This is a genomic window from Paracoccus nototheniae, assembly GCF_004335005.1.
In the GTDB taxonomy this organism is placed as follows: domain Bacteria; phylum Pseudomonadota; class Alphaproteobacteria; order Rhodobacterales; family Rhodobacteraceae; genus Paracoccus; species Paracoccus nototheniae.
On the sequence record NZ_RQRT01000029.1, the window covers coordinates 24682 to 48271 of the forward strand.

Consider the following 23590-nt stretch of genomic DNA (forward strand, 5'->3'; position numbering starts at 1 on the left):
CGCCACCCTGCGGAGGTTTGCTCCGGATCTTGTGTCTGATTTTCCGGATTTAGCGGCCCTCGGCGCGGAGATGTTGGTCTATGATCGCGCAAGACAGGCGTGGGGAATGGATCGAATGTCACAAGCGACCGCAGCGGAACGCTATTTTCTAAGCCTGGTGAATGCCGAGCGGGGGCGGAACGGCCTGCAGCCCCTGACGCTGGAAACCCGCCTGAACGATTCGTCCGAGGATCACAGCCGCTGGCTGTTGCAGACCGGCAATTTCAGCCATACCGGGCAGGGCGGATCCAGCGCGCGCGACCGGATCGAGGAAGCGAATTTTCCGCTGCAGGGCAGCTGGCGGGTGACCGAAAATCTGGCGCTGCTGTCGGATAACGGGAACGGATCGCTGCTGGACGAGGTTCGGCAGCTGCATCAGAACCTGATGGACAGCCCCAGCCACCGCGCCAACATCCTTGACCCCAACGTCACTTATCTGGGCGTCGGGCTGGAAACCGGGATGTATCAGGGCCAGCGGATCGTCATGGCGACACAGAACTTCGCCTCGACCCTTGGGCCGGTCAATCTGGACGCCGCGCCGGGCATCATCATCTCGACCGTGGCGGCGCCCGTTCTGAACGTACCGCCCCCCAATGGCGCCGCCTGGCTGTCGCAGGTCGGCGAACCGCATCGTGGCAATTTCGGCACGGCCGGGAATGATCTGATCAGCCGCGGGGCCGGAAACGACCGGGTGTTTGCCGGACAGGGCAGCGACTGGATCGTGGCGGGCGCGGGCCATGACACGGTCAGCGGCGGGCAGGGAAATGACGTCATTCTGGGCCAGATGGGCAATGATCACCTGATGGGCGACGCGGGCAATGACCGTCTGTCCGGGGGCTTTGGCCATGATGTGCTGATGGGCGGCGACGGCGATGACGTCCTGACCGGAGACATGGGATTCGACCGGCTGTTCGGCGGAGCGGGCAATGACCTGCTGCTGGGCGGCTTTGGCAATGACAGCCTGAACGGCGACATGGGCAATGACACGCTGATCGGCGGGCCGGGCAATGACCAGCTGCGCGGCGGTGCGGGGGCGGATCAGTTCGTCTTTGCAGGCGCGATTGGTGTCGACACGATTCTGGATTTTCAGCCCGATATCGACCGGATCATGATCGCCAGGGGTCTGGTTGGTCCGAATGTGACCGGCTTTGTGAACAACCGCGTCACCGAGACGGATCAGGGGGTGGTGATCGATCTGGGTTCGGGCAACCGGATCGTGCTGCTGAACCCCGATCTGACGCGGCAGGATGTGGCCGACGACATCTTCCTGTTCTGATCAGGCGTCCTTTGCCAGCAGATAGCAGTCCATGATCCAGCCATGTGCCGCCCGCGCCGCCGCCCGTGCGGCGATGATGCGGGGGGCGGCCTCGGCCAAGGGTCCGGCCTCCAGCAGCTGTTCGGGCATCGCCAGATAGGCACCCCACCAGATCCGCACGCCTTCGGGTTGCAGATCGGCAAAGGCGCAGGCGCCGTCCAGCATGACGATCACGCGGTCGCAGCCCTCGGGCCAGCCGTGATCGCGCAGGCGGCGTCCGGTGGTGATCTGGACGGGCGCGCCCAGTGCATTTAGCGGGATGGCATGGGCCGCGCACAGCGCCTGCACCGCGGTGATGCCGGGGATGACCTGAGCCGGCCAGTCCAGCCGCGCGGCGATCCGCAGGCTGCTGTCATACAGCGACGGATCGCCCCAGACCAGCAGCGCGACGGTGCCCCCCTGCGGCAGGGCCTTGCTGACCGCACTGCTCCAGGCCGATGCGATGGCATCGTGCCAGCGATCGACCGCCTCCAGATAATCGCCATCCGCCGCGCGTCGGGGCAGATCGACCGTGGCCACCGCGCCGCCGGGGCGGTGCCGGTCCAGCATCGCCAGCCGCAGATGGGCCAGATCCTCTTTCTCGGCGCCTTTCAGCGGGATCAGGACCAGATCGGCCTGTTGCAGGGCGCGGACGCCCTGCAATGTCAGGTGGTCGGGATGGCCCGTGCCGATCCCGATCAGAACCAGTCGGATCATGCGTAAAGGCGCGGCGTGACCAGACCGCTGCCGCGCAAGCCGCGCGAGGCTTTGGCTCCGGCCAGCACGGCCAGATCGACCAGCGGCTCCAACGCGATGACCAGCAGATAGGCGGCGCCAAAGGACAGCACGCCCGCCAAGGCCTCGGCCCCCTGACCATAGAACGCCCAGAAGGCGACCCATGCCACGATCCCGCCCTGATAGGCGGTCGACAGCGCCAGCGCCTGACCATAGCGCAGATCCACATAGGCCGTGCCCGGCGCGATGATGCGCCCCGCCAGCGCCCTGACCGCGAACAAAGGCACCAGCAGCGTGGTGACGTTCATCCCGTATTGCGGCAGATCGAAGGGCGCAAAGAACAGCCCCTGTGCCAGCAGCCCCAAGGACAGCCCGATCGCTGCAGGTGCGGCCCCGAACAGCAGAAACAGGGTCGAGCCCAGGATCAGATGCACCTCGGACACGCCGACGGGCCATGTGGGCAGCACCTGAAAGAACACGAAGGTCAGCGCGCTGGCCAGCGCGGCGCGCCCGGCCAGCGAGGCCGCGCCCTGCGCCCGCACGGCGTCCAGCGCCAGTTTCAGGGAATACACCCCCGCCGTTGCGGCCGTGGCATAGCTGAGGATGATCTTGGCGCCGGTCACGACGCCCTCTTCGATATGCATGGTCCAGTCTCCGATGGCCGTCACACCCGACGGCGGGAAGGTTGCCTGACATGGCCGGTTTCCTGGCTTGCGGGTCAGGGCGCTGCGTCGGCCTTCCCGGATCGCTCCAGTGGCATCTGGTGACGCGCGCTCTCCGCATACAGTCGCGGGGGCGGCTGAGGCTTCGGGCGCCGCGATTGGGTCCGCCCTTCCCCATTCCCGATGAAGCCCGACGCGGGTCGCGTCTGACGGGCACCATTCAGACCCTTACCTAGACGGGAAGGGCGAGCTTGCGTCAAGCCGTCCCGTGATCAGGTCCGGGTGCGTTACGTCCGGGCGGGGGCGATCAGGTGAAAGAAGGTGCCGGTGACCTGCCCGCCACCCGGCATCGCAACCCTGCTGCCGGTTTCCGCAACCTCGGCGCCGGTGGCATCGGTGACGCGGGCCAGCGCCGCATCGGGCTGGGACAGGATCGAGGCATAGTGGAATTCGTGCCCCCGCAGCGGCTGCACCCCCAGCCCGGGCAGGGGTTGCAGCGGTTGCGCCCGACGGTATCCCAGATGCATCCGGCGCTTGGCATAGCTGGTCTCCAACCCCAGCAGCCCAAGCATCTGGTGGCGATCCCCCGCCGCATCCACAAGTCCTGCGCCAAGCGTCATGTATCCGCCGCATTCGCCATGCACCGGCCGGGTGGCCGCAAAGCGGTGCATGGCGCGGCGAAAGCCGTCGCAGGCGGCCAGCCGGGGGGCGTGCAGTTCGGGATAGCCGCCGGGCAGCCAGCAGCAATCGGCGCTGTCATCCGGCCCTTCGTCGGCCAGCGGCGAAAAGGGTAGAAGCGTCGCCCCCGCGCGCCGCCACGCCTCGACCACATGCGGATAGACAAAGCTGAAGGCCGCGTCGCGGGCCAGCGCGATGCGCATGCCGGGCGGCGTCAGGGGCAGGGCGGGGGCGCTGTCGGGCAGGGCGCGGCAGGCCGCCGCCGCCACGATCGCATCCAGATCGCAATGCGCGCCCACGAAATCGCCCGCATGGTCCAGAATGGCCTGCAGGCCTGCGGTCTCCTCGGCCTGCACCAGTCCCAGATGGCGTTCGGGCAGGGTGATGTTGCCCTGTCGGGGCAGGGCGCCCAGCACGCGGATGCCGGCCTCGACCATCCCTTCGCGGATCAGCGCCTCGTGCCGGGCCGAGGCGACGCGGTTCAGCACCACCCCCGCGAACGGCAGATCGGGGCGCAGCGTCGCAAAGCCGCGCGCGGTCGCCGCCGCCGATTGTGCCTGCCCGCCCACATCCACCACCAGAACCACCGGCCAGCCCATCATCACCGCGATCTCGGCGCTGGAACCGATGCCGGTTTCCCCCGCCTTGGCGACCCCGTCGAACAGGCCCATTGAGCCTTCGGCCAGCACCAGATCGGCTGTGGGCTGGCCCGTGACATGGGCGGCGATGCGCCCCGGCTCCATCGCCCAGGCATCCAGATTGAAGCTGGCCCGCCCCGAGGCCGCCAGATGAAACCCCGGGTCGATGTAATCGGGGCCGGATTTGAACGGCTGCACCCCCAGCCCCTTGCGCCGCAGCGCCGTCAGCAGGCCCAGCATCAGCATCGTCTTGCCCGTCCCCGAGGCAGGGGCCGAAATCATCAGGCCCGGAACCATCGGGGCGGGGGTGGTGGCGGTCATTCGGGAAACCTCGGGTCAGGAAATCTTGGGTCGGGGCCGATGGGTCGGTAACGGCGGTCGTAATCGGCGGCGTAAAGGCGGCTGTCGTCGAACCCCTCGCCCGCCAATGCCGGGCCGACAAGGATCAGCGCGGTGCGGTCGATGCCCTGGGCCTGCGCCTGAATGGTGGCCAGCGTGGCGCGGATCAGCCGTTGGTCAGGCCAGCTGGCCCGCCAGACCACCGCGACCGGACAGTCAGGGCCGTAATGGGGCGTCAGATCGGCGACCACCCGGTCCAGCGCGTGGATCGACAGATGGATCGCCAGCGTCGCCCCGGTCGCGCCGAATGCGGTCAGGCTTTCGCCCGCAGGCATGGCGGATGCCCGCCCCGGCGTCCGGGTCAGGACCACCGATTGGGCAAGGCCGGGCAGCGTCAGTTCCGCCTGCAGCGCGGCGGCGGCGGCGGCAAAGGACGGCACGCCCGGCACCACATGAACCGGAATGTCCAAGGCCCGCAGGCGGCGCAGCTGTTCGCCCATCGCCGACCAGACCGACAGATCGCCCGAATGCAGCCGCGCCACGTCAAGCCCCGCCGCATGAGCCTGCGCCATCTCGTTGATGATCTGATCAAGGCTCAGCGCGGCGGTGTTCACGATCCGCGCGCCCGTAGGGCAATGGGCCAGCAGGGCGGGCGGCACAAGGCTGCCTGCATACAGACAAACCGGGCAGGCCGCGATCAGATCGCGCCCACGCAGGGTGATCAGGTCGGGCGCGCCGGGGCCTGCGCCGATGAAATGGACGGTCATGAAACCTCTGCGATGGCGATGGCGATGGTGACGGTGCCGAAGGTGCGGCGGGTCTGGACCAGCCTGCCCCCCCGAGGCTGGGCTGCGGCGATGGCGGCGGCCTCGGCCACCGATCCGGTGGCGTGAAGGGCCAGAATGCGCGGCGATTGCGTCGGCGTGACGATGCCCGCCACCGCGACCAGATGCAGCGGCAGGTTCAGGGCCGTGGCCAGCGGGCGCAGGTCGGATGCGCGATCGGGGATGGTTGCCAGTACGTCGGCCCCGCCCATGGCGCTCAGGGCAATTTTCAACGCCTGCAACGGCGTGCCGGGGCGACAGCCGATCCCGGCGATGCGGTGGGGGGCGATGCGGAACGGGGGCCTCATCGCGTGACGGCCCATTGCACGACGGGGCGGGCGGCGGTCCAGCCGCGCATCCGGCCCAGAGGCTGCGCCTCGGCGATGTCCAGCCGCAGCAGGCGGCCGCCATGGCGCGCGTGCAGATCGGCCAGCAAAGCCTCGGTCTCCAGCGTGACGGCATTGGCCACCAGCCGCGCGCCGGGAGGCAGGCGGTCCCACAGCGCGGCGGCAAGGGCCGGGTTGGCGCCGCCGCCCAGAAACACGGCGTCGGGATCGGTCAGGTCGGCCAAGGCGTCCGGCGCCGCGCCATGGACCTCGGTCATCCGCCCGGCCAGCCCGAAGGCGTCGATATTGGCACGGATATTCGCGATGCGGTCGGCGCGCGGCTCGATGGTCAGGGCGCGTCCCCCGGCCAGCACCCATTCGACCGAGACCGAGCCCGAGCCGCCCCCGACATCCCACAGCAGCGCCCCGGGGCGGGGTTCCAGCGCCGCCAGCGTCAGGGCGCGGATGGGCGATTTGGTGATCTGGCCGTCATGGGCGAACAGCGCCTCGGGGCGGCCCGGCGACGCCGGCAGGCCGAAGCCGCGCGGCAGATCGGCCCCATCCAACGCCACGGCCACGGGTGCGGCACAATCCATCGCAAACCCATCGGCGGGGGCGTGGCGGACCCGTTCGGACGGCCCACCCAAACGCTCCATCACGATCAATCGTGTCGCCCCCGCCCCTTGCGCCACCAGCCATGCGGCCAGCGCTGCGGGGCCGTCGCCGTCGCGCAGGGTCGCAATGATCCTGCAGCCGCGCGCCAGATGCGGGCGCAGCCGTGCAAAGGGCGCCGCGTGCAGGCCCAGGGTCACGCAATCCTCCAGCCGCCAGCCAAGCCGCGCGGCGGCCAGAGAGATGACCCCCGGCGCTGGAAAGGCGCGCCATTCCCCGGGGGCCAGCCGGGCGGCCAGACTGCCCCCCGCCCCGCACCAGAACGGATCGCCCGAGACCAGCGCCGCCACCGGCTGCCCCCGCAGCGCCAGCAGCGGCGCGGGATCGAAGGGCACCGGCCAGGCCCGCCCCCGCGCACCCATATCCGCCAGCGCCAGATGACGCGGCCCACCAAAGACCACACTTGCCCCGGCCAGCGCGCGGCGGCTTGCATCGGACAGGCCCGCCGGTCCATCCTCGCCCATGCCGATGATCGACAGCCAGGGGTCAGACATGATGCGCGTCCTGCTGCTGGGAGGCACGACCGAGGCCAGCCGCATGGCGCAGCTGCTGGCGGATGCGGGCGTCGATGCGGTGTTTTCCTATGCCGGGCGCACGGCGGCGCCGGTCGCGCAGCCGCTGGCCGTGCGGATCGGCGGTTTCGGTGGCCCCGAGGGGCTGGCAGCATGGCTGCGGGATCGGCGGATCAGCCATGTGATCGACGCGACCCATCCCTTTGCCGCGCAGATCAGCCGCAATGCGCAGATCGCCTGCGCCGCGCAGGGGATAGCGCTGCTGGTGCTGCAACGCCCCGAATGGCGCGCAGGGCCGGGGGATCGCTGGACCCATGTGCCTGACATTGCGGGCGCGGTCGCAGCCCTGCCGCCCGATCCGGCGCGGGTCTTTCTGGCCATCGGCAAGCAGACCCTGACGCCCTTTGCCGCCCTGCCGCATGACTGGCTGCTGCGTCTGGTCGATCCGCCCGAGACTGTGCCCTTGCCCCGCGCGCAGGTGGTGATCGCGCGCGGTCCGTTCGACCCCGAGGGCGACCGCACCCTGATGGCTGCGCATCGCATCACCCATCTCGTCGCCAAGAACAGCGGCGGCGCGGGCGCCAGCGCCAAGCTGCAGGCCGCGCGCGAACTGGGGGTGCAGGTCGTGATGATCGACCGGCCCGCTATGTCCGGCGCCGATGTGGTTGCCACGCCGCAGCAGGCGCTGGACTGGCTGCATCAGACCGCCCCCACACTGCGCGGAGCATAGACCCACCGCCCCACCCGTCGGGTCGCGGCATTGCCGACGATGACGACGGTGCGCATATCGGCCATCTCGGGCCGCGCCTCGGCCAACGTGACGACGCGCAGCGCCTCGTCCGGGGTGCTGACGGCGCGGGCAAATATGATCAGGCGGTCGGGGCCGCATTCCTCGTGCAAAATTTCCAGCACGCGGGCGAACCCTTCGGGGCGGCTGGCCGAACGGGGGTTGTAAAAGGCCATCGCGAAATCGCCCCGCGCGGCATGGCGCAGGCGCTGTTCGATCAGCGCAAAGGGTTTCAGATTGTCCGACAGGTTGATGGCGCAGAAATCATGGCCCAGGGGCGCCCCCGCCCGCGCCGCTGCCGCCAGCATCGCGGTGATGCCGGGCAGGATGCGGATGTCGGGATCGGTGCCGGTGGCCTCGACCGCCTCGAACAAAGCCGAGGCCATCGCGAAGACGCCGGGATCGCCCGATGACACGATGACCACCCGCCGCCCGTCCGCCGCCAGCCGCAAAGCCAGCCGCGCCCGGTCCAGCTCGACCCGGTTGTCGGACGGATGCAGGACCAGCCCGGCTCGGGGCGCCACCCGCGCGACATAGGGAATATAGCCCACGATATCGGTCGCCTGATCCAGCGCCGTCGTCACCTCGGGGGTGACCAGCGCGTCCGAGCCCGGTCCCAGACCCGCGACGGCGATCCAGCCGGTCATTCGGCTGCACCGGGCAGGGGAGCGTGGGGCAGGGGGACATCCGGCAAGCCCGCATCGGGGCGGGCGCCATCGGGCAGGGCCACCGGACGGCGGCCCCGGCCATGGACCAGCACGATGGCGAAATAGGGGCAATCCTCGGCCATGACATCGGCCAGCCGGGCGATGCGCTGGCCGGGCATGGTGCCGCGTTCGACCAGCAGCGCATCGTCCAGCCGTCCCGCCGCCGCCAGCGCGCGGCGCACGCGGGGCAGATGGCGCCCGGTCTTCATGATGACCAGCGCGTCGCTGCCCGCCATGTGACGCGCCAGATCGTCCTCGGGCAGGGTGCCCATCAGCACGGTCAGCACGTCATCGCCCCATGTCATCGGCGTGCCGCTGGCATTCCAGCAGCCGACCATGCCGGGAATGCCGGGGATGACCGCGACCTGCGCCCGGTCCTTCAGCCGCACATAGAGATGCATGAACGAGCCGTAGAGAAACGGATCCCCCTCGCACAGCACCACGACATCGGCGTCCCGGGCCAACGCCGCCAGCCGGTCGGCCCAGTCATCGTAAAAGGCCGACAGCAGGTCGTTATAGACCGGGCTGTCAAAGGGGATCTCCGTCGTGACGGGGTATTCCATCGGATATTCGACGGCGTCGGGGGCCAGCATCCCTTCGACGATGCGGCGGGCCTGTCCCTGCCGTCCGGGCTTGCGGAAATAGGCCACATGCCGTGCCCCCCGGATCGCCCGGTCCGCCCGGACCGAGATCAGGTCGGGATCGCCCGGCCCCAGCCCTGCGCAGATGATCTGGCCCATCGCCCTCATTCCTTCCGGCTGGCCAGCGCGTTGATCGCGGCGACGGTGATGGCGGACCCGCCAAGACGCCCGCGCACGATGACCGCAGGCGCGGGGGGTGCGGCCATCAGCGCATCCTTGGATTCCGCCGCGCCCACAAAACCCACCGGGCAGCCGATGATGGCGGCGGGGCGGGGACAGTCGGGGTCTTCCAGCATGTTCAGCAGATGGAACAGCGCGGTGGGCGCATTGCCGATCGCCACCACCGCGCCGCCCAGATGCGGGCGCCACAGCTCCAATGCGGTGGCGCTGCGGGTGTTGCCCGCCTGTGCCGCCATCTGCGGCACACGGGGGTCGTTCAGGGTGCAGATCACCTGATTTCCGGCGGGCAGGCGAGCCTTGGTGATCCCCTCGCTGACCATGCGCGCATCGCACAGGATCGGCGCACCTTCGGCCAGGGCGGCGCGGGCGGCGGTGGCCATGCCGGGGGTAAAGCGCACGTCATGTTCCAGCCCGACCAGCCCCGCGGCATGGATCATGCGCACGACGACGGGTTCCTCGTCTGCGTCAAATCCGTCCAGATCGGCCTCGGCCCGGATGGTGGCAAAGGACTGGCGATAGATCGCGGCGCCGTCCTTTTCGTAATCATGGGGCATCACAGAACCTTCGGCAATTGCAGGGCATGCAACCCGCGCAGGGTTGCAGGATCAGAGGCGCGGCCATGGCGGATCAGGTCGAACCCCGCAGCGGTCGCGGTCAGGGTGATATCCGCCGCGCGTGGCCAGCCGCAACCCTTGGTGCAGCCCGACACATGCAGCACCGCGCCCTCGGGCACCAGCCCGGCAAGGGCGCGTGCCAGCGGACGGGTGGCAGCATGGGCCTGCGGGCAGGCGGGCGCACCGGGGCAGGCCCGCAGGCCAAGGGCCGGGTCACGGGGGTCCAGAATCACGCCCGGCAGGACAGGCAGGCTGCGGGTGCCGGTCACCAGAACCATCCGCCATGGTGTCAGGCGCAGGGGGCCAAGCCGGGCAAGGCGGCGCAGCGTGTCGGAGGGGATCTGTCCGAATTCCAGCGCCGCCAGCATGCCCTGGGGCGTGGCGCCGGGACCGGGCTGTGGGGTGGCGGCGGGCGCGGCCAGCGTGGCGCCGGGGGGACGGGTGCTGCGCGCGATCAGCGCTGCCATCCGGCCCCGCCCGTCCGGCGCGCCGCCCTGATCCAGAAACCAGCGGGCCAGATCCAGCGCCTGTTCCGGGCCGCGATAGGGGGCGCCCTGCGCCATCCCCTCGGCCCGCAGGATCAGACCTTGGGCGTGACGCTCGATGCGGATATCGGCGGGGTCACGGGTCAGGACCGGGCTTGGACCGGGATCGACAGCAAAGCCGAATTTCGACGGCAGGGTCAGCCCGCTGGCGGCCAGCGCGGCGGCCAGATCGCTTGCCAGGGCATCCGTCTGCGGGTCGGCATAAGGGGTCACAAGGATGTTGCGCCGCGCCTCGGTCGCCGCATCCGCATCGACCAGCCCATGGGCGCGCAGCGCGGCGATCAGCGGCGCATGGCTGGCGGGGGTCACGCCGCGCAGCTGCAGGTTGGCGCGGCCCGTCAGCTCGATCACGCCATTGCCATGGGCACAGGCCCCATCCGCGATCGCCCCGGCCTGTGCGGCGTCCAGACGCCCGCCGGGGGGGCGGATGCGCACCACCCAGCCATCGCCGGATTCCATCGGTTGCAGCGCGCCGGGGCACCAGCCTTTGATCTGGCCCCCGATCTGGCCGTCACCCGCGCTCATAGCGTGGCCGCGATCGAATTGCGCCGCGTCACCCACAGCCCGGCCTTGGCCAGTCGGCGAAACAGATCGCGCATCGCCTCCAGCGCGGCGGGGTTGGCATGGGCCATGAAGGCCAGGATCTCGGGGCGGCCAAGGGTGGCGTCGTGATACAGATCGAACAGATGCGGCGGCACCGCGCCTGCCAGATGGGCAAAGGCCGCCATATGGTCCAGCGTGGCGGCGATTTCCGCCGCGCCGCGATATCCGTGGGCGGTCATCGCATCGGCCCAAGCGGGATCGGCGGCGCGGGCGCGGGTGGTGCGGGCGATTTCCTCGGTCAGGGTGCGGGCGCGGGGGCGGTCGGGCTGGGTAGCGTCCAGATGATAGAGCGCCGGGGTTGGCGCACCGATCCGCGCCATGGCGGCGGCAAAACCGGCTTCGTGGGCGGCGTAATCGGCGGCCAGCAACAGATCGCTTTCGGGCAGATCCTGCGCATGGACGAAGCTGTCGGCGCGGTTCAGCCGGCTTTCCAGCTGGTCGCGGGCCTCGTGGCTGACCCCATCCGCGCCGATCGCCCAGCTTGATGCCGCGATCCACGCCTCGCCCGCCGCCGCGCGGGCGGCATCGGTAAAGCTGTCGGGGGCGGTGCCCATGCCCAGACCATATTGCCCGGGCTGCGGCCCGAACACCCGCGCCCCCGCCGCATAGGGGTTCATGTCGGGGGCCTCGTCCCGACCGGCCAGCGTCGCGGCGCCGGTCTGGAACAGCTGCGCCAGCACCGGGAACACGTCGCGAAACAGCCCCGAGACCCGCAGCGTCACGTCGATCCGGGGACGGTCCAGCAGGGCCAGGGGGATCACCTCGACCCCCGACACGCGGCCCGAGCCGTCGTCCCAGACCGGCTTCAGCCCCGCCAGATGCAGGGCCATGGCAAATTCCTCGCCCGCCGTGCGCATGGTCGCGCTGCCCCACAGATCCACGACCAGCCCCTGCGGCCAGTCGCCGTGATCCTGCAGATGACGGCGCAGCAATTCCTCGGCCAGCGTGACGCCCTGGGCATAGGCCGATGGCGTGGGCACCGCGCGCGGATCGACGCTGAAAAGGTTGCGCCCGGTGGGCATCACATCAGACCGCCCCCGGTTGGGCGATCCCGACGGCCCCGGCGCGACAAAGCGCCCGTCCAGCGCCGCCATCAGGCCGTGGCGTTCACCCTCGCCACAGGAGCCGGTGCCCCAGATATGCAGCCCCTCGCCATATTGGCTTTCCTTGATGTCGCAGACAAAGCGGTCGATGCGGGTGATCGCCTCGGCGGCGCTGGCCTCCGGCGGGATGCCCAGATCGGCCTCGACGCCAAGGGCGCGCGCCTCGTCGCGGATGGTGGCGATCAGACGGTCGCGCCGCGCCGGGTCCATGCCGTCGGCGGTCGAGTATTCGTCAAGGCTGCGTTCCAGCCCCGCCATGCCGGGGGGCAGCGCGCTGGCCCGCATCGGCGGCGGCATATGACCAAGCGTGACCGCCCCGATGCGGCGTTTGGCCTGCGCGGCCTCGCCCGGATCGTTGACGATGAAGGGATAGATCACCGGCAGTGCCCCGGTCAGGGCGCTTGGCCAGCAGGCATCCGACAGCGCCACCGCCTTGCCCGGCAGCCATTCCAGCGTGCCATGCGCGCCCATATGGATCAGCGCATGGGGGTCTTGTTCGGCCAGCCACAGATAGAAGGCGACATAGGCGTGGCGGGGCACGCGGGTCAGGTCGTGATAGCTGTCCTCGCGGCCCTCGGGGTGGCTGCGTTCGGGCTGCAGGGCCAGCCACAGGTTTCCGCGCTGCGCCACGCGCAGATGGAACGCGCCGTCGCGGCAATCGGGGTCGGTCTCGGGCGTGCCCCATGCGGCCAGCAGATCGTCCCGCAGCGCCTGCGGCAGGCGGGCCAGCGCCGTGCGGTAATCGTCCAGCGGCCATGCCACGGTGCCTTCGGGCATGGCCGGGCCGGGGGGCACGTCATATCCGGCATCGGCCAGCATCCCCGCCACCGCTGCCGCCGAGGCGGGGGCGTCCAGACCGACCGCATGGGCGATCTGCCAGTCGCGCCCCGGATAGGTGGACAGGACCAGCGCCACTCGCCGGTCGGGCACCGGCACCTGCGCCAGCCGCGCCCATGCCGCGATCCGGTCCACCGCCGCCGTCATCAGCGCGGGATCGGGGCGATGGGCAAAGCGGGAATATTGCAGATCGGGGTCGCGCCGCTCGGGCGATTTGAAACTGACGACACCGGCAAAGATCCGGCCATCGACCTCGGGCAGGACCACGTTCATCGCCAGATCCGAGGGCGACAGCCCGCGTTCCGCCACCGCCCATTCCCGCCTGCGATTGGTGGATAGGGCCACCTGAAAGACCGGGCCGGGGAAGGGAGCAAAGGGGGCCTCGGAGCCCGCCGAAAAGCCTGTGGCATTCACGACCAGCGCGGGCGGGACCGGCAGGGCCGCGCGCAGCCAGTCCGCCAGTCCCGGCGCCTTGAGCGAGGCCGCAAAGGCGCCGATGGCCGCGATGCCCCTGGCCCGCAGCGCGCGGATCAACCCGTCGATGGCGGCCATGTCGGCGGCGGCCAGCCAGCTGCGGTAGAAGGTCACCAGCGCCGCAGGCTGGCCCGGCGTGTCGATCACCCCGGCATCGGGATCATAGAACCCCATCTGCGGCAGCGTCTTGATGCCCGGCACCGGCGCGGCCTCCAACCCCGAGGCGATGGCCATCTGCGCCAGCGCCGCCTGCGCGGCCACAGCCCCGCCCTGATCGCAATGGCGGCGCAGCACGCGCAGGACCGAGGCGGGCACGGTGGACAGATCGTCCAGCCGCGCATCGTCGCGCCCGTCGGCGGGCAGCACCGCCAGCGCGATGCCGCGCCTGCGCGCCAGATCGGCGACCGAGGCCAGCCCATAGGGCCAATAGGCCTCTCCCCCGATCAGCCGGATCAGGATGCCGCGCGCGCCCGACAGGGTCTGATCGACATAGGTATCGACCGAGACCGGATGACGCAAAGCCACCAGATTGCACAGCCGGACCGGGGGCAGACCGCCCGCCGCCCGTTTCCATCCCGCCGCAAACGCCCCCAGATCGCTGTCCGAGAATGACAGCACGACCAGATCGCCGGGCGTCTGGCCCGGATCATAGGGGGTGTCGGTCTGATCCAGACCGACCTGTTCGCGGAAGATGACATGCATCAGGTGGGACCGGTCATGCGGGCACGCCCTCTAGCACGGCGCGGATCGCGTCGGGGTTCACGTCGTCATGTTCCGCGATGACCACAAGGCGCGAGACGCGCGGCTGTTGGCCCCAGGGGCGGTCATACTGGTGACGCACGCGACCGCCCACGGCCTGCACCAGCAGGCGCATCGGCTTGCCCGCCACCGCGACATGGCCCTTGACCCGCAGGATGTTCTGTTCGGATGCCAGCCGCGCGATGCGGGCGGCCAGATCGGCGGGGTCGGTGATCTCGGGCAACTCGATGACGATCGTGTCGAAATCCTCGTGTTCGTGATCGTCGGCGCCGTCATGATGGCTGGGCCGGGCGTCGATGTCGTCTTCGGCGGCGGCGTTCAGGCCCAGGATCAGGCGCGGGTCGATCAGGCCTTCGGTCACCGTCAGAATCGGCAGCTTGCGGGGCAGTTCGGCCTCGATCACGGCGCGAGCCCTGGCGATGCCCTCGGGTCCGGCCAGATCGGCCTTGGTCAGCAGGATCACGTCGGCGCAACTGATCTGATCCTCGAACACCTCGGACAGGGGTGTCTCGTGATCCAGACTGTCATCGGCGGCGCGTTGGGCATCGACCGCCGCCACATCGGGGGCAAAGCGCCCCGCGGCCACCGCTTCGGCATCGGCCAGCGCGATCACGCCATCGACGGTGATCCGCGACCGGATCGCGGGCCAGTCGAAGGCCTTGAGCAGCGGTTTCGGCAGCGCCAGCCCCGAGGTCTCGATCAGGATATGGTCGGGTTTCACCGGCAGGGCCATCAGCCGTTCCAGCGTGGGGATGAAATCATCGGCCACGGTGCAGCAGATGCAGCCGTTCGACAACTCCATGATGTTCTCGGCGGGGCAATTGTCGTCGGCGCAGCCCTTCAGGATGTCGCCATCGACGCCCATCGTGCCGAATTCATTGACCAGCACCGCCAGCCGCAGCCCCTGCGGGTTCTGCATCAGGTGGCGGATCAGCGTGGTTTTCCCCGACCCCAGAAAGCCGGTGATCACGGTGACGGGGGTCTTGGTCAGATCACCTTTGGGCAAAGTGGTCATCAGCGTCGCTCCTGTAGGGGGGTATGCGGGGGGATGCGGGCAAGGCTCTGCTTGCGAAAGATCACCGGGCGTTCGCGCCAAGGCACGATGCCGTCGGCACTGGCAGCATAGGCCGAGGCGCCCGCCAGAATATCGGCGCAATCGGCAGGCGTCAGACGGCCATAGACATAGGTCCATTTGCCCGTGCCCGACAGCGCGACCGAACAGCCTTGCGAACAGGCCGACAGGCATTCGACGCCGCGGATCTCGACCCCCTCGGGGGCGGCATCCGACAGGGCGGCATGCAGCAGGGCGCCGGGGCGGGGCGCATCGGGATCGGTCGCGGGATCGGCCATCGGATCGGCCTCGGTCGCGACCTCGCGGCAGGTGGTGCAGACATGCAAGACGGCGCGCATCGCGGTCCATTCCCTTCAAAGCCAAGGGACGAAAGGGGCATGCCGAACCGGGGGCGGCGCGCGCGATGCGACCACGTCCCTGCCGGTTGCGAAACACCCCGTTCGCCCGTCATCGTTTCTGGTGCTGGCAGGTCTCCCGGCTTGCGGATTCAGGGTTTCCCCAACGGTCGTCCCACCTTCCCGGCCTGCGCCTTGCGGCGGGCGGCCAGTGGATCGGGCGACCTTTCCGGTCACGGTCGCGGGGGCGGCTGCGCTTGGACGGGGTGATCCCGGCCTGTCGCATTCCCTCTTCGCCTGCCATAAGCAGGAACCAACACGCGCCCACCAAAAGCCCCGCGCCCCCGATTTGTCAACCGTTCAGAGGCCGCCCGATGACCCAGCCCGACCCCGCGACCACCCCCGACACGACCGGCAAGACGCCCGACGATCTGGCCCGCCATGCGCAAAAGATGGCCAAGAAGAAGGCCGCCCGCGACCGTATGATGGAAACCAAGACCGGCGAAAAAGGCCTGATCATCGTCCATACCGGACCGGGAAAGGGCAAATCCTCCAGCGGGTTCGGGATGATCATGCGCTGTATCGCGCATGGTATGCCCTCGGGCGTGGTGCAGTTCATCAAGGGCGCATGGAACACCGGCGAACGGACCCTGCTGACCACCCATTTCGCCGATATCTGCAAGTTTCATGCCATGGGCGAGGGGTTCACCTGGGAAACGCAGGACAAGGCCCGCGACATCGCCATGGCGCAGGCGGGCTGGTCCAAGGCGCAGGAGATGATCCGCGATCCGGCCATCCGCATGGTGCTGCTGGATGAAATCAACATCGCATTCCGGTACGGCTATCTGGACGTGGCCGAGGTGCTGGCCTTTCTGGCGGCTGAAAAACCCCCCATGACCCATGTCGTCCTGACCGGTCGCGGCGCCCCCGAGGCGCTGGTCGAGGCCGCCGATCTGGTGACCGAGATGACGCAGGTCAAGCACCCCTTCCGGGCGGGTATCAAGGCGCAGGCGGGCGTCGAGTTTTGACACCGGCGCCGCGCTGCGGCAGAAATAACGCACATTGCCGTGAACCCGCAGGCCGACTGCCGGGTTTCCCTGTCGCACCAACCCCGGAGAGCCGCCCCGCATGACCCTGTCCCCCCCGCCGCTTTTACCCGCCGATGTCGCCCTGTTTCTGGATTTCGACGGCTGTCTGGTCGATATCGCGCCGCGTCCCGATGCGGTGGTCGTCTCTCAGGCCCTGCGCGACCGTCTGACGGCGCTGAGCCTGCGGCAGGGCGGCGCGCTGGCGCTGATCTCGGGGCGCGATGTGGCGGATCTGCGCGGCCATCTGGGTGATTTCGCGGGCATGATCGCGGGCAGCCACGGCTCTGAGATGTCCCCCGCGCCGGGGCGCATCGACACGCTGCACAGCGTCGGCGTGGACGCAAAGGCCCTGCATGCCGAGGCGCATGAGCGTGCCGCCCCCCATCCCGCGATCCTTGTCGAGGAAAAGCCCCATGGCGTCGCGCTGCATTACCGCGATGATCCGTCATTGCAGGATTTCGTCGACGGCGTCATGCAGGACATGGTCGCCCGCAACCCGCATCTGATGCTGCAACCCGCCAAGATGGCGATGGAGCTGCGCCCCGGCGGCGTCGGCAAGGACAGCGCGCTGGCCCATCTGATGACGCTGCCGCCCTTTGCCGGCCGCCTGCCCGTCTTTGCCGGCGACGACACCACCGACGAACCCGCCATGGCCGAGGCGCAGTCGCGCGGCGGCTTTGCCATCAAGGTGGGCGACGGGGCGACTGCCGCCCGCTATCGTCTGGCCGACCCTTCCGCACTGGCCGCATGGCTTGATGCATCCCTGACCTGAGGAGACCCCATGTCCCGCCTGCCCGAATCCCGTCTTGTGGTCGTCTCGAACCGCCTGCCCCTGGGGGACAACCCCTCGGGGGGGCTGGTCGTGGCGCTGGAAGACGCGCTGCGCAGCTCTGGCGGGGTCTGGGTCGGGTTTTCCGGCGATGTGGTCGATGACCCCTCGGACAGCCTGCAGGACCATCCCGGCGCGGCGTTCCAGCGCATGTCGTTCGACCTGACCCCGCAGGAGCATGACGAATATTATCTGGGCTATTCCAACTCGATCCTGTGGCCGCTGTGCCATGGACGGCCCAGCCTGATGCAGATCCGCCCGGAATATCTGGACGGCTATGCCCGTGCCAATGCCCGCATCGCGCAGATGCTGCTGCCGCATCTGCGGCCCGGCGACCGGATCTGGGTGCAGGATTACCACCTGTTCCCGCTGGCCAAGGAACTGCGCGCCTTGGGCGTCACCGCGCCCATCGGGCATTTCCTGCATATCCCCTTTCCCGGGCCCGCCGATTGCGGCGCCCTGCCCAATCCGGCAGAGTTGTTCGACTGGCTGTCCTATTACGACCTGCTGGGCTTTCAGACCGAACGCGATCTGGGGGCATTCGCCGAAAGCGCGCGGCAGCTGGCGGATGGGGATTTCGTGTCCGACAACCTGTTCCAGCTGTCGGGCCGCAAGGTCCGCGCGCAGGTCTTTCCCATCGGCATCGACGCCGCCGCCTTCATGGCCGAGGCCGCCGAGGCCCCGGACGAGGATCGCATGCGCAGCCTGACGCAGGCCAAGATGATGATCGGCGTGGACCGGCTGGATTACTCCAAGGGCATTCCGCAGAGATTTCGGGCCTATCAGTTGCTGCTGGAAAAGATCCCCGATCTGCACGAGAAGATCTCGTTCCTGCAGATCGCACCGCCGACCCGGGGCGCGGTCGATGCCTATCAGGACATCCGCGAGGAAACCGAACATCTGGCGGGACGCATCAACGGCCAGTTCGCGACGCTGAACTGGACGCCGATCCGGTTCATCCACCGGCCCTTTCCGCGCCCGGTGCTGGCGGGTCTGTACCGGCAGGCGCGCATCGGTCTGGTGACGCCGCTGGCCGATGGCATGAATCTGGTGGCCAAGGAATATGTCGCCGCGCAGGATCCGACCGATCCGGGTGTGCTGATCCTGTCGCGCTTTGCCGGTGCCGCCGAGACGATGACCGAGGCGCTGATTATCAATCCCCACGATCCCCATGATCTGGCCGTCGCCATGGCGCAGGCCATGCGCATGTCCCAGCCCGAACGGCGCGACCGTCACGCCGCTTTGCTGGAGGGCGTGCAGACCCATGACGTCGCATGGTGGTCGCGCACCTATCTGGAGGCTTTGGGCCGCTGATCCCTGATGCCTGCGAATCACCCGCAAGGGGGCGTTCCATCGAACCTCTGCCTATCATGCAGGCATAACGAGCATATTCCGCCCGTTCCTTCGGCAAAATCGCGCGTCGCCGCTGCGCTGCCGCATCGAACCATGTCGTCCGGCGGCGCCTTGGTGCATGATCAAAGGGTGAAGCCCATGCTTCGTGGCGTCCTCCTCCCGGTCCGGAAACGGACCTCTCCGGAAAGCCGCCGGATCTGCCGCAACCCTCCTCCCTGCGGTCAGATCCGGCGGTTTTTTCCGTTTCCCTCAGGGGCGCGCGTCAGGCCGCCGGTTCAGCCGATCAGCGTCGCCACATGGCGCAGGGCGGCGACATAGCCGCCAAAGCCCAGCCCCGCGATCACCCCATCCGCCCGTTTCGAGACGAAGGAATGGTGGCGGAACGCCTCTCGTTTGTGAACCTGGCTGATATGAACCTCGATCACCGGACCGTCAAAGGCGTTCAGCGCGTCCAGCACCGCGACCGAGGTATGGGTCAGCGCGGCGGGATTGATGACGATCGCCTGCGCCTCGTCGCGGGCCTCGTGGATCCAGTCGACGATCTGGCCTTCCCAGTTCGATTGCAGAAAGCGGATGTCATGCGGGGCTGCGGCCTCGCGGCACAACGCCTCCAGATCGGCCAGCGTTGCGGCGCCATAGATCTCGGGCTGGCGCTTGCCCAGCAGGTTCAGGTTCGGGCCGTTCAGGACGTGGATCAGTGACATGGGGTTCCCCGGTTGGACGGGGCAAACTAGCCCATCACCGCGCGCCTGTCAGCAGGGCAGAACCGTCAGCGGGGCCTGCAACCGCGCCGCATCGAACAGGCGCAGCGCAGGCGGATGGGCGGTCAGGATCGCCACGGCGCCGGGCGCGGCGGCCGGGCTGGTCCACAGCACCCCCCCATCCGGCGCGATCAGGACCAGCCGGTTGTCCCGCATCGCCAGCGTGCCGGGACCGGGCGCCTGCCAGAGGATCTGGCCCCCGACACTGAACCGGGGGCCGCTGTCGGGATCGTTGTCCAGCCTTGCGTCACCATCGGCGGCTCGGATCGCCTGACCGGGGCGCAGGGGGCCGTCCAGCCGGTCGGTCGCCGCGCATTCGCCGGTCAGGCTGCGCGTCAGCAGGGCGGCCAGCACGCGGCGGTCCCATCCCCGAGGGCCGGACAGCGCGTTCAGAATCATCAGCTTGGCCAGTGCCGCGACCGGGGTCATGTCGCCTGTCGCGATCGCACCCGTCGCCGCGATCCACGCCCCGGCGGCATAATGGAACGCGCCGACCTGACCACCGATGGCCCGGCTGGCGATCAGGACCGGCACCTGCGCATCGGTCAGTGCGGCCTGAACCGCGCCACCGCCTGCGGGGATATTGCCCTCGCCGAACCCTTCCAGCAGCAAGCCGGTCGCGCCGGAGGCCAGTGCGGTGCCGATCATCTGTGCCATCAGCGGGGCGCAGGCGCGGTGATCGGCGGGAATGGCGGGGATCTGGGCGATGCGCTGATCGTCGATCACGGCCGCGATGGCGTCCAGCTGCGCGCGGACCAGCGCACGGGCGGGGGCCGCGTCCAGCGCCAGCGCGGGATCGGCGGGGCCGGGCAAGCGCTGCGCCGGGCCGGAATGCAGGCCGATCCCGCCTTCGGCCAAGGGCGGCAGATGCGGGCTGTCAAAGGCCGCAAACCGGGTGGTCGAGACCTTTAGCGCCCGGCTGCCGCGCAACAGTTTTCCGTCGAAGAACACCGCCACCTCGGGCAGGCGCAGGCGGGTGGCCTGCAGCGCGCCGGTCAGGTTCGCCAGCCCGTCGCTGGCCGCATTCAGGAACAGCCCCTGCGGCGTCCGGACGAACAGCGGCAGCTGCGCCCCGGTCAGAATCACGGGTTTGGACAGGCACGCGCAGGGCAGGCCCAGATCGTCAAAGACGTTCAGCAGCAAGGGCAGCGCCGCGCCGGTGTAATCCATCGTGTCGGTGCCGTGCAGGATCACGAAGGCATCGTGGTCGTCATACAGATCCAGCACCCGCCCCGCCATCAGCGCCCAGTCCGAGGGGCGCAGATCGGTGCTGTCCAGCACCCCCGGCCCCTCATCCGAAAACCGCAGCCCGTGATCGATATGCACCCGGTCTCCCGGCAGGGCCGCCGCCAGCGCATCGCCCAGCAGATCCGTCACGCTTTGGGCGAATTGCTGCGGTGCCATCGGCGCCAGCGGTGTGCCGGTGCAGCAGATGGTGCCGCCGGTGTTGATGACGCAGATGCGCATGGATGCCCCCTGTTATTTGCCCGCTATAGGCCGGTCAGGGGGCGGCCTGCCAGCCCCGCAGAAAGCTGGCGATATTGTGGGTCAGATCGTCGGACAGATAGCCGCCCTCCTGCACGATGACGGTGGGCAGGCCTGCGGTCCTGATCCGGGCGGCGGCATCGGCAAAGCCCGGCGTCGTCACGCTGAGACCGCGCAGGGGGTCGTTCTCATGCGCGTCCAGCCCAAGGGCCAGCACCAGCGCGCCCGGGGCAAAATCGGCGATGCGGTCCAGCGCGGCATCGATGGCCGCCAGCCAGGGCGCATTGCCTGACCCCATCGGCAGCGGCAGGTTCAGGTTGAACCCCGCGCCCTCGTCCCGCCCGACCTCATGCGCATGGCCCAGATAGAAGGGATAGAAGGCCTGCGGATCGGCATGGACCGACACGGTCAGCACATCGGCGCGGTCATAGAAAATCTCTTGCGTGCCATTGCCGTGATGCACGTCGATATCCAGCACCGCGACCCGGTCGTGACCGGCGCGCAGGGCCTGTGCGGCGATGGCGGAATTGTTCAGGAAACAGTGCCCCGCCGCCGTATCGGCATCCGCATGATGCCCCGGCGGACGGCACAGCGCATAGGCCGCGCGCGCGCCGCCCTGCACGGCGGCGACCGCTGCCAGCGCCGTGTCCACCCCGCGCAATGCGGCGGCATAGGTGTCGCGGCCAAGCGGGCAGCCGGTATCGGCCATGTGCCAGCCCGCGCGCCCGGTGATCCCCTGCGGATAGGTCTGCGTGGCCTTTTGCGGATGCAGGTTGGCCACCACCTCGGGCCCCGCGCCGGGGGCTGTCTGCCATTCGGCCCAGCCCGTTTCCAGAAACGCCAGATAGCGCGCGGTATGGATCGCCCGCATCGCGGCTCGATCCGTGACCGGGGGGGCGCTGACATCTAGATCCACCAGCGCAAGGCCCGCCAGCAGACGCGTCGCCCGTTCGGCGGTTTCCTTGTTGCGCATGGGCACGCCCCGCAGCATCCAGAATTGCGGATCATGGGCGGCGGTGTCGGGCGCATAAAAGCAGGGCAGGTGGTCCATGCCACGAAGGCTAGGCGGCCTTCGCGGCGGGGGCAAGGTTCAGCAGCCCGTCAGAACCCGGAATGGGTCTTCAGGAACGCGGCCTCTTCGGGGGTGTCGTCGCGGCCCAGAATGGCATTGCGGTGCGGAAAGCGGCCGAACCGGGCGACGATGTCGCGATGTTCGCGCGCGAAATGCAGCGAGCTGCCATTGCCCAACGCCTCGTAAAGGGCGACTGAGCGGTCCTGATCGGCCAGATCCTCGCTGTGCATGAAGGGCAGGTACAGAAACTGTCGCCGGTCGGCGGGCTGGGCGGTGTCATAGCCCTTGTCCAGCGCGGTCAGGGCATGGCGCAGCGCCAGATCGTTGCTTTCGAAGCTGCGCGGTCCGCCGCGATAGATGTTGCGCGGGAACTGGTCCAGCACGATCACCAGTGCCAGCGCGCTGTCGGGCGCATCCATCCAGAGGTCCAGCTGACCGGCATGCGCGGCCTCGTAGGTGTCCGAGAACCGGGCGGTGATGTCCTTGTCGATATCGTCGGACTTGGCGAACCACAGGGGCGTCATCTGGTCCGAGAACCAGAAATCCAGCACCTCTTCGGGGGTCTTGGGCATGTCGTGTCTCCGTCAGGGAAGGGGAATGAAATCGTCGCTGTCGCCCTTGGGCAGGTCGAAGCGACCCTGACCCCAACGTGCCTCGCGCCAGTCGCGTTTCGCCTCTTCGATGCGTTCGCGCGATGAGGCGACGAAATTCCACCAGATATGGCGTGGGCCGTTCAGCGTCGCACCGCCAAGCGCCATCAGCCGCGCGCCCCGGTCGCCCGAGGCGACGGTGATCGCATCGCCCGGACGAAAGACCATCATCCGCCCGGCCTCGAATTCCTGCCCGGCGATGAAGACAGAGCCTTCGGTGATGTACAGGCCGCGATCCTCGTGATCGTCGGGCAGGGGAAAGCGGGTGCGCGGCGCCAGCTGCACATCCAGATAGAAGGTGTCGGAATAGATCGTGGCGGGCGCCACCTCGCCATAAGCGCGGCCCAGAATCAGCCGCGCTTCGATGCCCGCATCGCGGATTTCGGGCAGGGCGGTCTGGGCGTGATGTTCGAAATGCGGATCCATATCCTCGTGCGTTTCAGGCAGCGCGATCCATGTCTGGATGCCGTAGAGACCGTTCGGCCCCTGCCGCGCCGCATCCGAGGTGCGTTCGGAATGGCTGACGCCCCGGCCCGCGACCATCCAGTTCAGCGCGCCGGGGCGGATGATCTGATCCGATCCGATGCTGTCGCGATGATGAAAGTCGCCGCGATACAGATAGGTCACCGTGCCCAGCCCGATATGGGGATGGGGCCGCACGTCGATGCCCTGACCGGTCAGCATCTCTGCCGGACCGGCCTGATCGAAAAAGATGAACGGCCCGACCATCTGCCGCTTGGGTGCCGGCAGGGCGCGGCGCACCTCGAACCCGCCCAGATCGCGGGCGCGGGGGATGATCAGCGTCTCGATGGCGTCCAGCCCGGTATCGTCGGGGCAGCCGGGGGTCAGTGCGGGGTTCCAGCTCATCGCGGTCTCCTCTTGAGGCTGGGGCAAGGGTGGGCGCGAAATCCCGAACGGGCAAGAGGGTTGGCGTTCGGCTGTGGCGAACACGGGGTTGGGATGCGGGGCAATGGCG

General features: G+C 69.1%; 23 protein-coding genes and 2 riboswitches. Of the genes, 5 read left to right on the forward strand and 18 right to left on the reverse strand.

All coding sequences use genetic code 11. From position 1 onward, the window contains the following. The first annotated feature begins 115 nt into the window (after positions 1–115). Complete coding sequence (locus tag EG885_RS11920) at positions 116–1315, forward strand: CAP domain-containing protein (RefSeq protein WP_165571124.1); 1200 nt, start codon at positions 116–118, stop codon at positions 1313–1315. Here the strand turns inward: EG885_RS11920 and cobF are convergent, their stop codons facing one another. The 6 genes from cobF to cbiE all read right to left on the reverse strand — a co-directional run bounded on the left by cobF (position 1316) and on the right by cbiE (position 6701). Further along, on the reverse strand, positions 1316–2050 hold the full coding sequence (gene cobF, locus EG885_RS11925; protein WP_131574768.1) for a precorrin-6A synthase (deacetylating): 735 nt from the start codon (positions 2048–2050) through the stop codon (positions 1316–1318). Next, positions 2047–2712, reverse strand: a complete 666-nt coding sequence (locus tag EG885_RS11930) for an energy-coupling factor ABC transporter permease (protein ID WP_131574771.1) — start codon at positions 2710–2712, stop codon at positions 2047–2049. The genes cobF and EG885_RS11930 overlap by 4 nt, the downstream gene beginning before the upstream one ends. Before the next feature lie 35 nt (positions 2713–2747). Further along, a riboswitch (cobalamin riboswitch) is annotated at positions 2748–2966 on the reverse strand. 51 nt (positions 2967–3017) lie between these two features. Beyond that, positions 3018–4367, reverse strand: coding sequence for a cobyrinic acid a,c-diamide synthase CobB (locus EG885_RS11935; RefSeq protein WP_131574773.1), 1350 nt, complete (start codon positions 4365–4367; stop codon positions 3018–3020). After that, positions 4364–5152, reverse strand: a complete 789-nt coding sequence (cobM, locus tag EG885_RS11940; RefSeq protein ID WP_131574776.1) for a precorrin-4 C(11)-methyltransferase — start codon at positions 5150–5152, stop codon at positions 4364–4366. Before cobM ends, EG885_RS11935 begins: the two co-directional genes overlap by 4 nt. Further along, on the reverse strand, positions 5149–5517 hold the full coding sequence (locus EG885_RS11945) for a cobalamin biosynthesis protein (RefSeq protein WP_131574778.1): 369 nt from the start codon (positions 5515–5517) through the stop codon (positions 5149–5151). The genes cobM and EG885_RS11945 overlap by 4 nt, the downstream gene beginning before the upstream one ends. Continuing rightward, positions 5514–6701: a precorrin-6y C5,15-methyltransferase (decarboxylating) subunit CbiE gene (gene cbiE, locus EG885_RS11950; protein WP_131574781.1), complete on the reverse strand. Its 1188-nt coding sequence runs from the start codon at positions 6699–6701 to the stop codon at positions 5514–5516. Before cbiE ends, EG885_RS11945 begins: the two co-directional genes overlap by 4 nt. 1 nt (position 6702) lies before the next feature. Between cbiE and EG885_RS11955 the strand changes: the two genes are divergently transcribed. After that, positions 6703–7449 (forward strand): cobalt-precorrin-6A reductase, encoded by a 747-nt coding sequence (locus tag EG885_RS11955; RefSeq protein WP_131574817.1) that lies wholly within the window; start codon positions 6703–6705, stop codon positions 7447–7449. Here EG885_RS11955 and cobJ read toward each other — a convergent pair. From cobJ to EG885_RS11990, 7 genes are read right to left on the reverse strand one after another with little or no spacing between them, the layout of a single operon-like run. Continuing rightward, positions 7419–8153, reverse strand: coding sequence for a precorrin-3B C(17)-methyltransferase (gene cobJ, locus EG885_RS11960; protein ID WP_131574783.1), 735 nt, complete (start codon positions 8151–8153; stop codon positions 7419–7421). The genes EG885_RS11955 and cobJ overlap by 31 nt on opposite strands. After that, positions 8150–8953, reverse strand: a complete 804-nt coding sequence (locus EG885_RS11965; protein WP_131574786.1) for a precorrin-2 C(20)-methyltransferase — start codon at positions 8951–8953, stop codon at positions 8150–8152. Before EG885_RS11965 ends, cobJ begins: the two co-directional genes overlap by 4 nt. Before the next feature lie 5 nt (positions 8954–8958). Beyond that, entirely contained in the window at positions 8959–9588 is a 630-nt protein-coding gene (locus tag EG885_RS11970) for a precorrin-8X methylmutase (protein WP_131574788.1), read from the reverse strand. Next, positions 9588–10718, reverse strand: coding sequence for a precorrin-3B synthase (cobG, locus tag EG885_RS11975; protein WP_131574790.1), 1131 nt, complete (start codon positions 10716–10718; stop codon positions 9588–9590). The genes EG885_RS11970 and cobG overlap by 1 nt, the downstream gene beginning before the upstream one ends. Further along, complete coding sequence (cobN, locus tag EG885_RS11980) at positions 10715–13912, reverse strand: cobaltochelatase subunit CobN (RefSeq protein WP_131574792.1); 3198 nt, start codon at positions 13910–13912, stop codon at positions 10715–10717. The genes cobG and cobN overlap by 4 nt, the downstream gene beginning before the upstream one ends. Positions 13913–13925: 13 nt before the next feature. Continuing rightward, positions 13926–14984: a cobalamin biosynthesis protein CobW gene (gene cobW, locus EG885_RS11985; protein ID WP_131574794.1), complete on the reverse strand. Its 1059-nt coding sequence runs from the start codon at positions 14982–14984 to the stop codon at positions 13926–13928. Beyond that, positions 14984–15379, reverse strand: coding sequence for a DUF1636 family protein (locus EG885_RS11990; protein ID WP_131574796.1), 396 nt, complete (start codon positions 15377–15379; stop codon positions 14984–14986). Before EG885_RS11990 ends, cobW begins: the two co-directional genes overlap by 1 nt. A gap of 109 nt (positions 15380–15488) precedes the next feature. Then, a riboswitch (cobalamin riboswitch) is annotated at positions 15489–15709 on the reverse strand. Positions 15710–15750: 41 nt separating this feature from the next. Between EG885_RS11990 and cobO the strand changes: the two genes are divergently transcribed. From cobO to EG885_RS12005, 3 genes are all read left to right on the forward strand, one after another. Then, positions 15751–16404 (forward strand): cob(I)yrinic acid a,c-diamide adenosyltransferase, encoded by a 654-nt coding sequence (gene cobO, locus EG885_RS11995; RefSeq protein WP_131574798.1) that lies wholly within the window; start codon positions 15751–15753, stop codon positions 16402–16404. Positions 16405–16504: 100 nt separating this feature from the next. Next, positions 16505–17236 carry a trehalose-phosphatase gene (otsB, locus tag EG885_RS12000; protein WP_131574800.1) on the forward strand — a complete coding sequence of 244 codons (732 nt, stop codon included), beginning with the start codon at positions 16505–16507 and terminating at the stop codon, positions 17234–17236. Positions 17237–17245: 9 nt separating this feature from the next. Then, positions 17246–18607: an alpha,alpha-trehalose-phosphate synthase (UDP-forming) gene (locus EG885_RS12005; protein ID WP_131574802.1), complete on the forward strand. Its 1362-nt coding sequence runs from the start codon at positions 17246–17248 to the stop codon at positions 18605–18607. A gap of 314 nt (positions 18608–18921) precedes the next feature. On the opposite strand, the gene aroQ is transcribed toward EG885_RS12005, so the two are convergent. From aroQ to EG885_RS12030, 5 genes are read right to left on the reverse strand one after another with little or no spacing between them, the layout of a single operon-like run. Next, a complete protein-coding gene (gene aroQ / locus EG885_RS12010; protein WP_131574804.1) occupies positions 18922–19350 on the reverse strand; it encodes a type II 3-dehydroquinate dehydratase in 429 nt (142 codons plus the stop codon). 48 nt (positions 19351–19398) lie between these two features. Then, positions 19399–20874, reverse strand: coding sequence for an asparaginase domain-containing protein (locus EG885_RS12015; RefSeq protein WP_131574806.1), 1476 nt, complete (start codon positions 20872–20874; stop codon positions 19399–19401). A gap of 34 nt (positions 20875–20908) precedes the next feature. Beyond that, on the reverse strand, positions 20909–21943 hold the full coding sequence (locus tag EG885_RS12020) for a histone deacetylase family protein (protein ID WP_242679629.1): 1035 nt from the start codon (positions 21941–21943) through the stop codon (positions 20909–20911). A 50-nt stretch (positions 21944–21993) separates the two neighbouring features. Next, entirely contained in the window at positions 21994–22536 is a 543-nt protein-coding gene (locus EG885_RS12025; RefSeq protein ID WP_131574809.1) for a DUF924 family protein, read from the reverse strand. 12 nt (positions 22537–22548) lie between these two features. Continuing rightward, positions 22549–23481 carry a pirin family protein gene (locus EG885_RS12030; protein ID WP_131574811.1) on the reverse strand — a complete coding sequence of 311 codons (933 nt, stop codon included), beginning with the start codon at positions 23479–23481 and terminating at the stop codon, positions 22549–22551. Positions 23482–23590 lie beyond the last annotated feature (109 nt).

Excerpts from the sequence above, each read along its gene's own strand:
- EG885_RS11920 (WP_165571124.1), top strand. The coding sequence starts at position 116 with ATGTCACAAGCGACCGCAGCGGAACGCTATTTTCTAAGCCTGGTGAAT.
- cobF (WP_131574768.1), bottom strand. The coding sequence starts at position 2,050 with ATGATCCGACTGGTTCTGATCGGGATCGGCACGGGCCATCCCGACCAC.
- EG885_RS11930 (WP_131574771.1), bottom strand. The coding sequence starts at position 2,712 with ATGCATATCGAAGAGGGCGTCGTGACCGGCGCCAAGATCATCCTCAGC.
- EG885_RS11935 (WP_131574773.1), bottom strand. The coding sequence starts at position 4,367 with ATGACCGCCACCACCCCCGCCCCGATGGTTCCGGGCCTGATGATTTCG.
- cobM (WP_131574776.1), bottom strand. The coding sequence starts at position 5,152 with ATGACCGTCCATTTCATCGGCGCAGGCCCCGGCGCGCCCGACCTGATC.
- EG885_RS11945 (WP_131574778.1), bottom strand. The coding sequence starts at position 5,517 with ATGAGGCCCCCGTTCCGCATCGCCCCCCACCGCATCGCCGGGATCGGC.
- cbiE (WP_131574781.1), bottom strand. The coding sequence starts at position 6,701 with ATGTCTGACCCCTGGCTGTCGATCATCGGCATGGGCGAGGATGGACCG.
- EG885_RS11955 (WP_131574817.1), top strand. The coding sequence starts at position 6,703 with ATGCGCGTCCTGCTGCTGGGAGGCACGACCGAGGCCAGCCGCATGGCG.
- cobJ (WP_131574783.1), bottom strand. The coding sequence starts at position 8,153 with ATGACCGGCTGGATCGCCGTCGCGGGTCTGGGACCGGGCTCGGACGCG.
- EG885_RS11965 (WP_131574786.1), bottom strand. The coding sequence starts at position 8,953 with ATGGGCCAGATCATCTGCGCAGGGCTGGGGCCGGGCGATCCCGACCTG.
- EG885_RS11970 (WP_131574788.1), bottom strand. The coding sequence starts at position 9,588 with ATGCCCCATGATTACGAAAAGGACGGCGCCGCGATCTATCGCCAGTCC.
- cobG (WP_131574790.1), bottom strand. The coding sequence starts at position 10,718 with ATGAGCGCGGGTGACGGCCAGATCGGGGGCCAGATCAAAGGCTGGTGC.
- cobN (WP_131574792.1), bottom strand. The coding sequence starts at position 13,912 with ATGCATGTCATCTTCCGCGAACAGGTCGGTCTGGATCAGACCGACACC.
- cobW (WP_131574794.1), bottom strand. The coding sequence starts at position 14,984 with ATGACCACTTTGCCCAAAGGTGATCTGACCAAGACCCCCGTCACCGTG.
- EG885_RS11990 (WP_131574796.1), bottom strand. The coding sequence starts at position 15,379 with ATGCGCGCCGTCTTGCATGTCTGCACCACCTGCCGCGAGGTCGCGACC.
- cobO (WP_131574798.1), top strand. The coding sequence starts at position 15,751 with ATGACCCAGCCCGACCCCGCGACCACCCCCGACACGACCGGCAAGACG.
- otsB (WP_131574800.1), top strand. The coding sequence starts at position 16,505 with ATGACCCTGTCCCCCCCGCCGCTTTTACCCGCCGATGTCGCCCTGTTT.
- EG885_RS12005 (WP_131574802.1), top strand. The coding sequence starts at position 17,246 with ATGTCCCGCCTGCCCGAATCCCGTCTTGTGGTCGTCTCGAACCGCCTG.
- aroQ (WP_131574804.1), bottom strand. The coding sequence starts at position 19,350 with ATGTCACTGATCCACGTCCTGAACGGCCCGAACCTGAACCTGCTGGGC.
- EG885_RS12015 (WP_131574806.1), bottom strand. The coding sequence starts at position 20,874 with ATGCGCATCTGCGTCATCAACACCGGCGGCACCATCTGCTGCACCGGC.
- EG885_RS12020 (WP_242679629.1), bottom strand. The coding sequence starts at position 21,943 with ATGGACCACCTGCCCTGCTTTTATGCGCCCGACACCGCCGCCCATGAT.
- EG885_RS12025 (WP_131574809.1), bottom strand. The coding sequence starts at position 22,536 with ATGCCCAAGACCCCCGAAGAGGTGCTGGATTTCTGGTTCTCGGACCAG.
- EG885_RS12030 (WP_131574811.1), bottom strand. The coding sequence starts at position 23,481 with ATGAGCTGGAACCCCGCACTGACCCCCGGCTGCCCCGACGATACCGGG.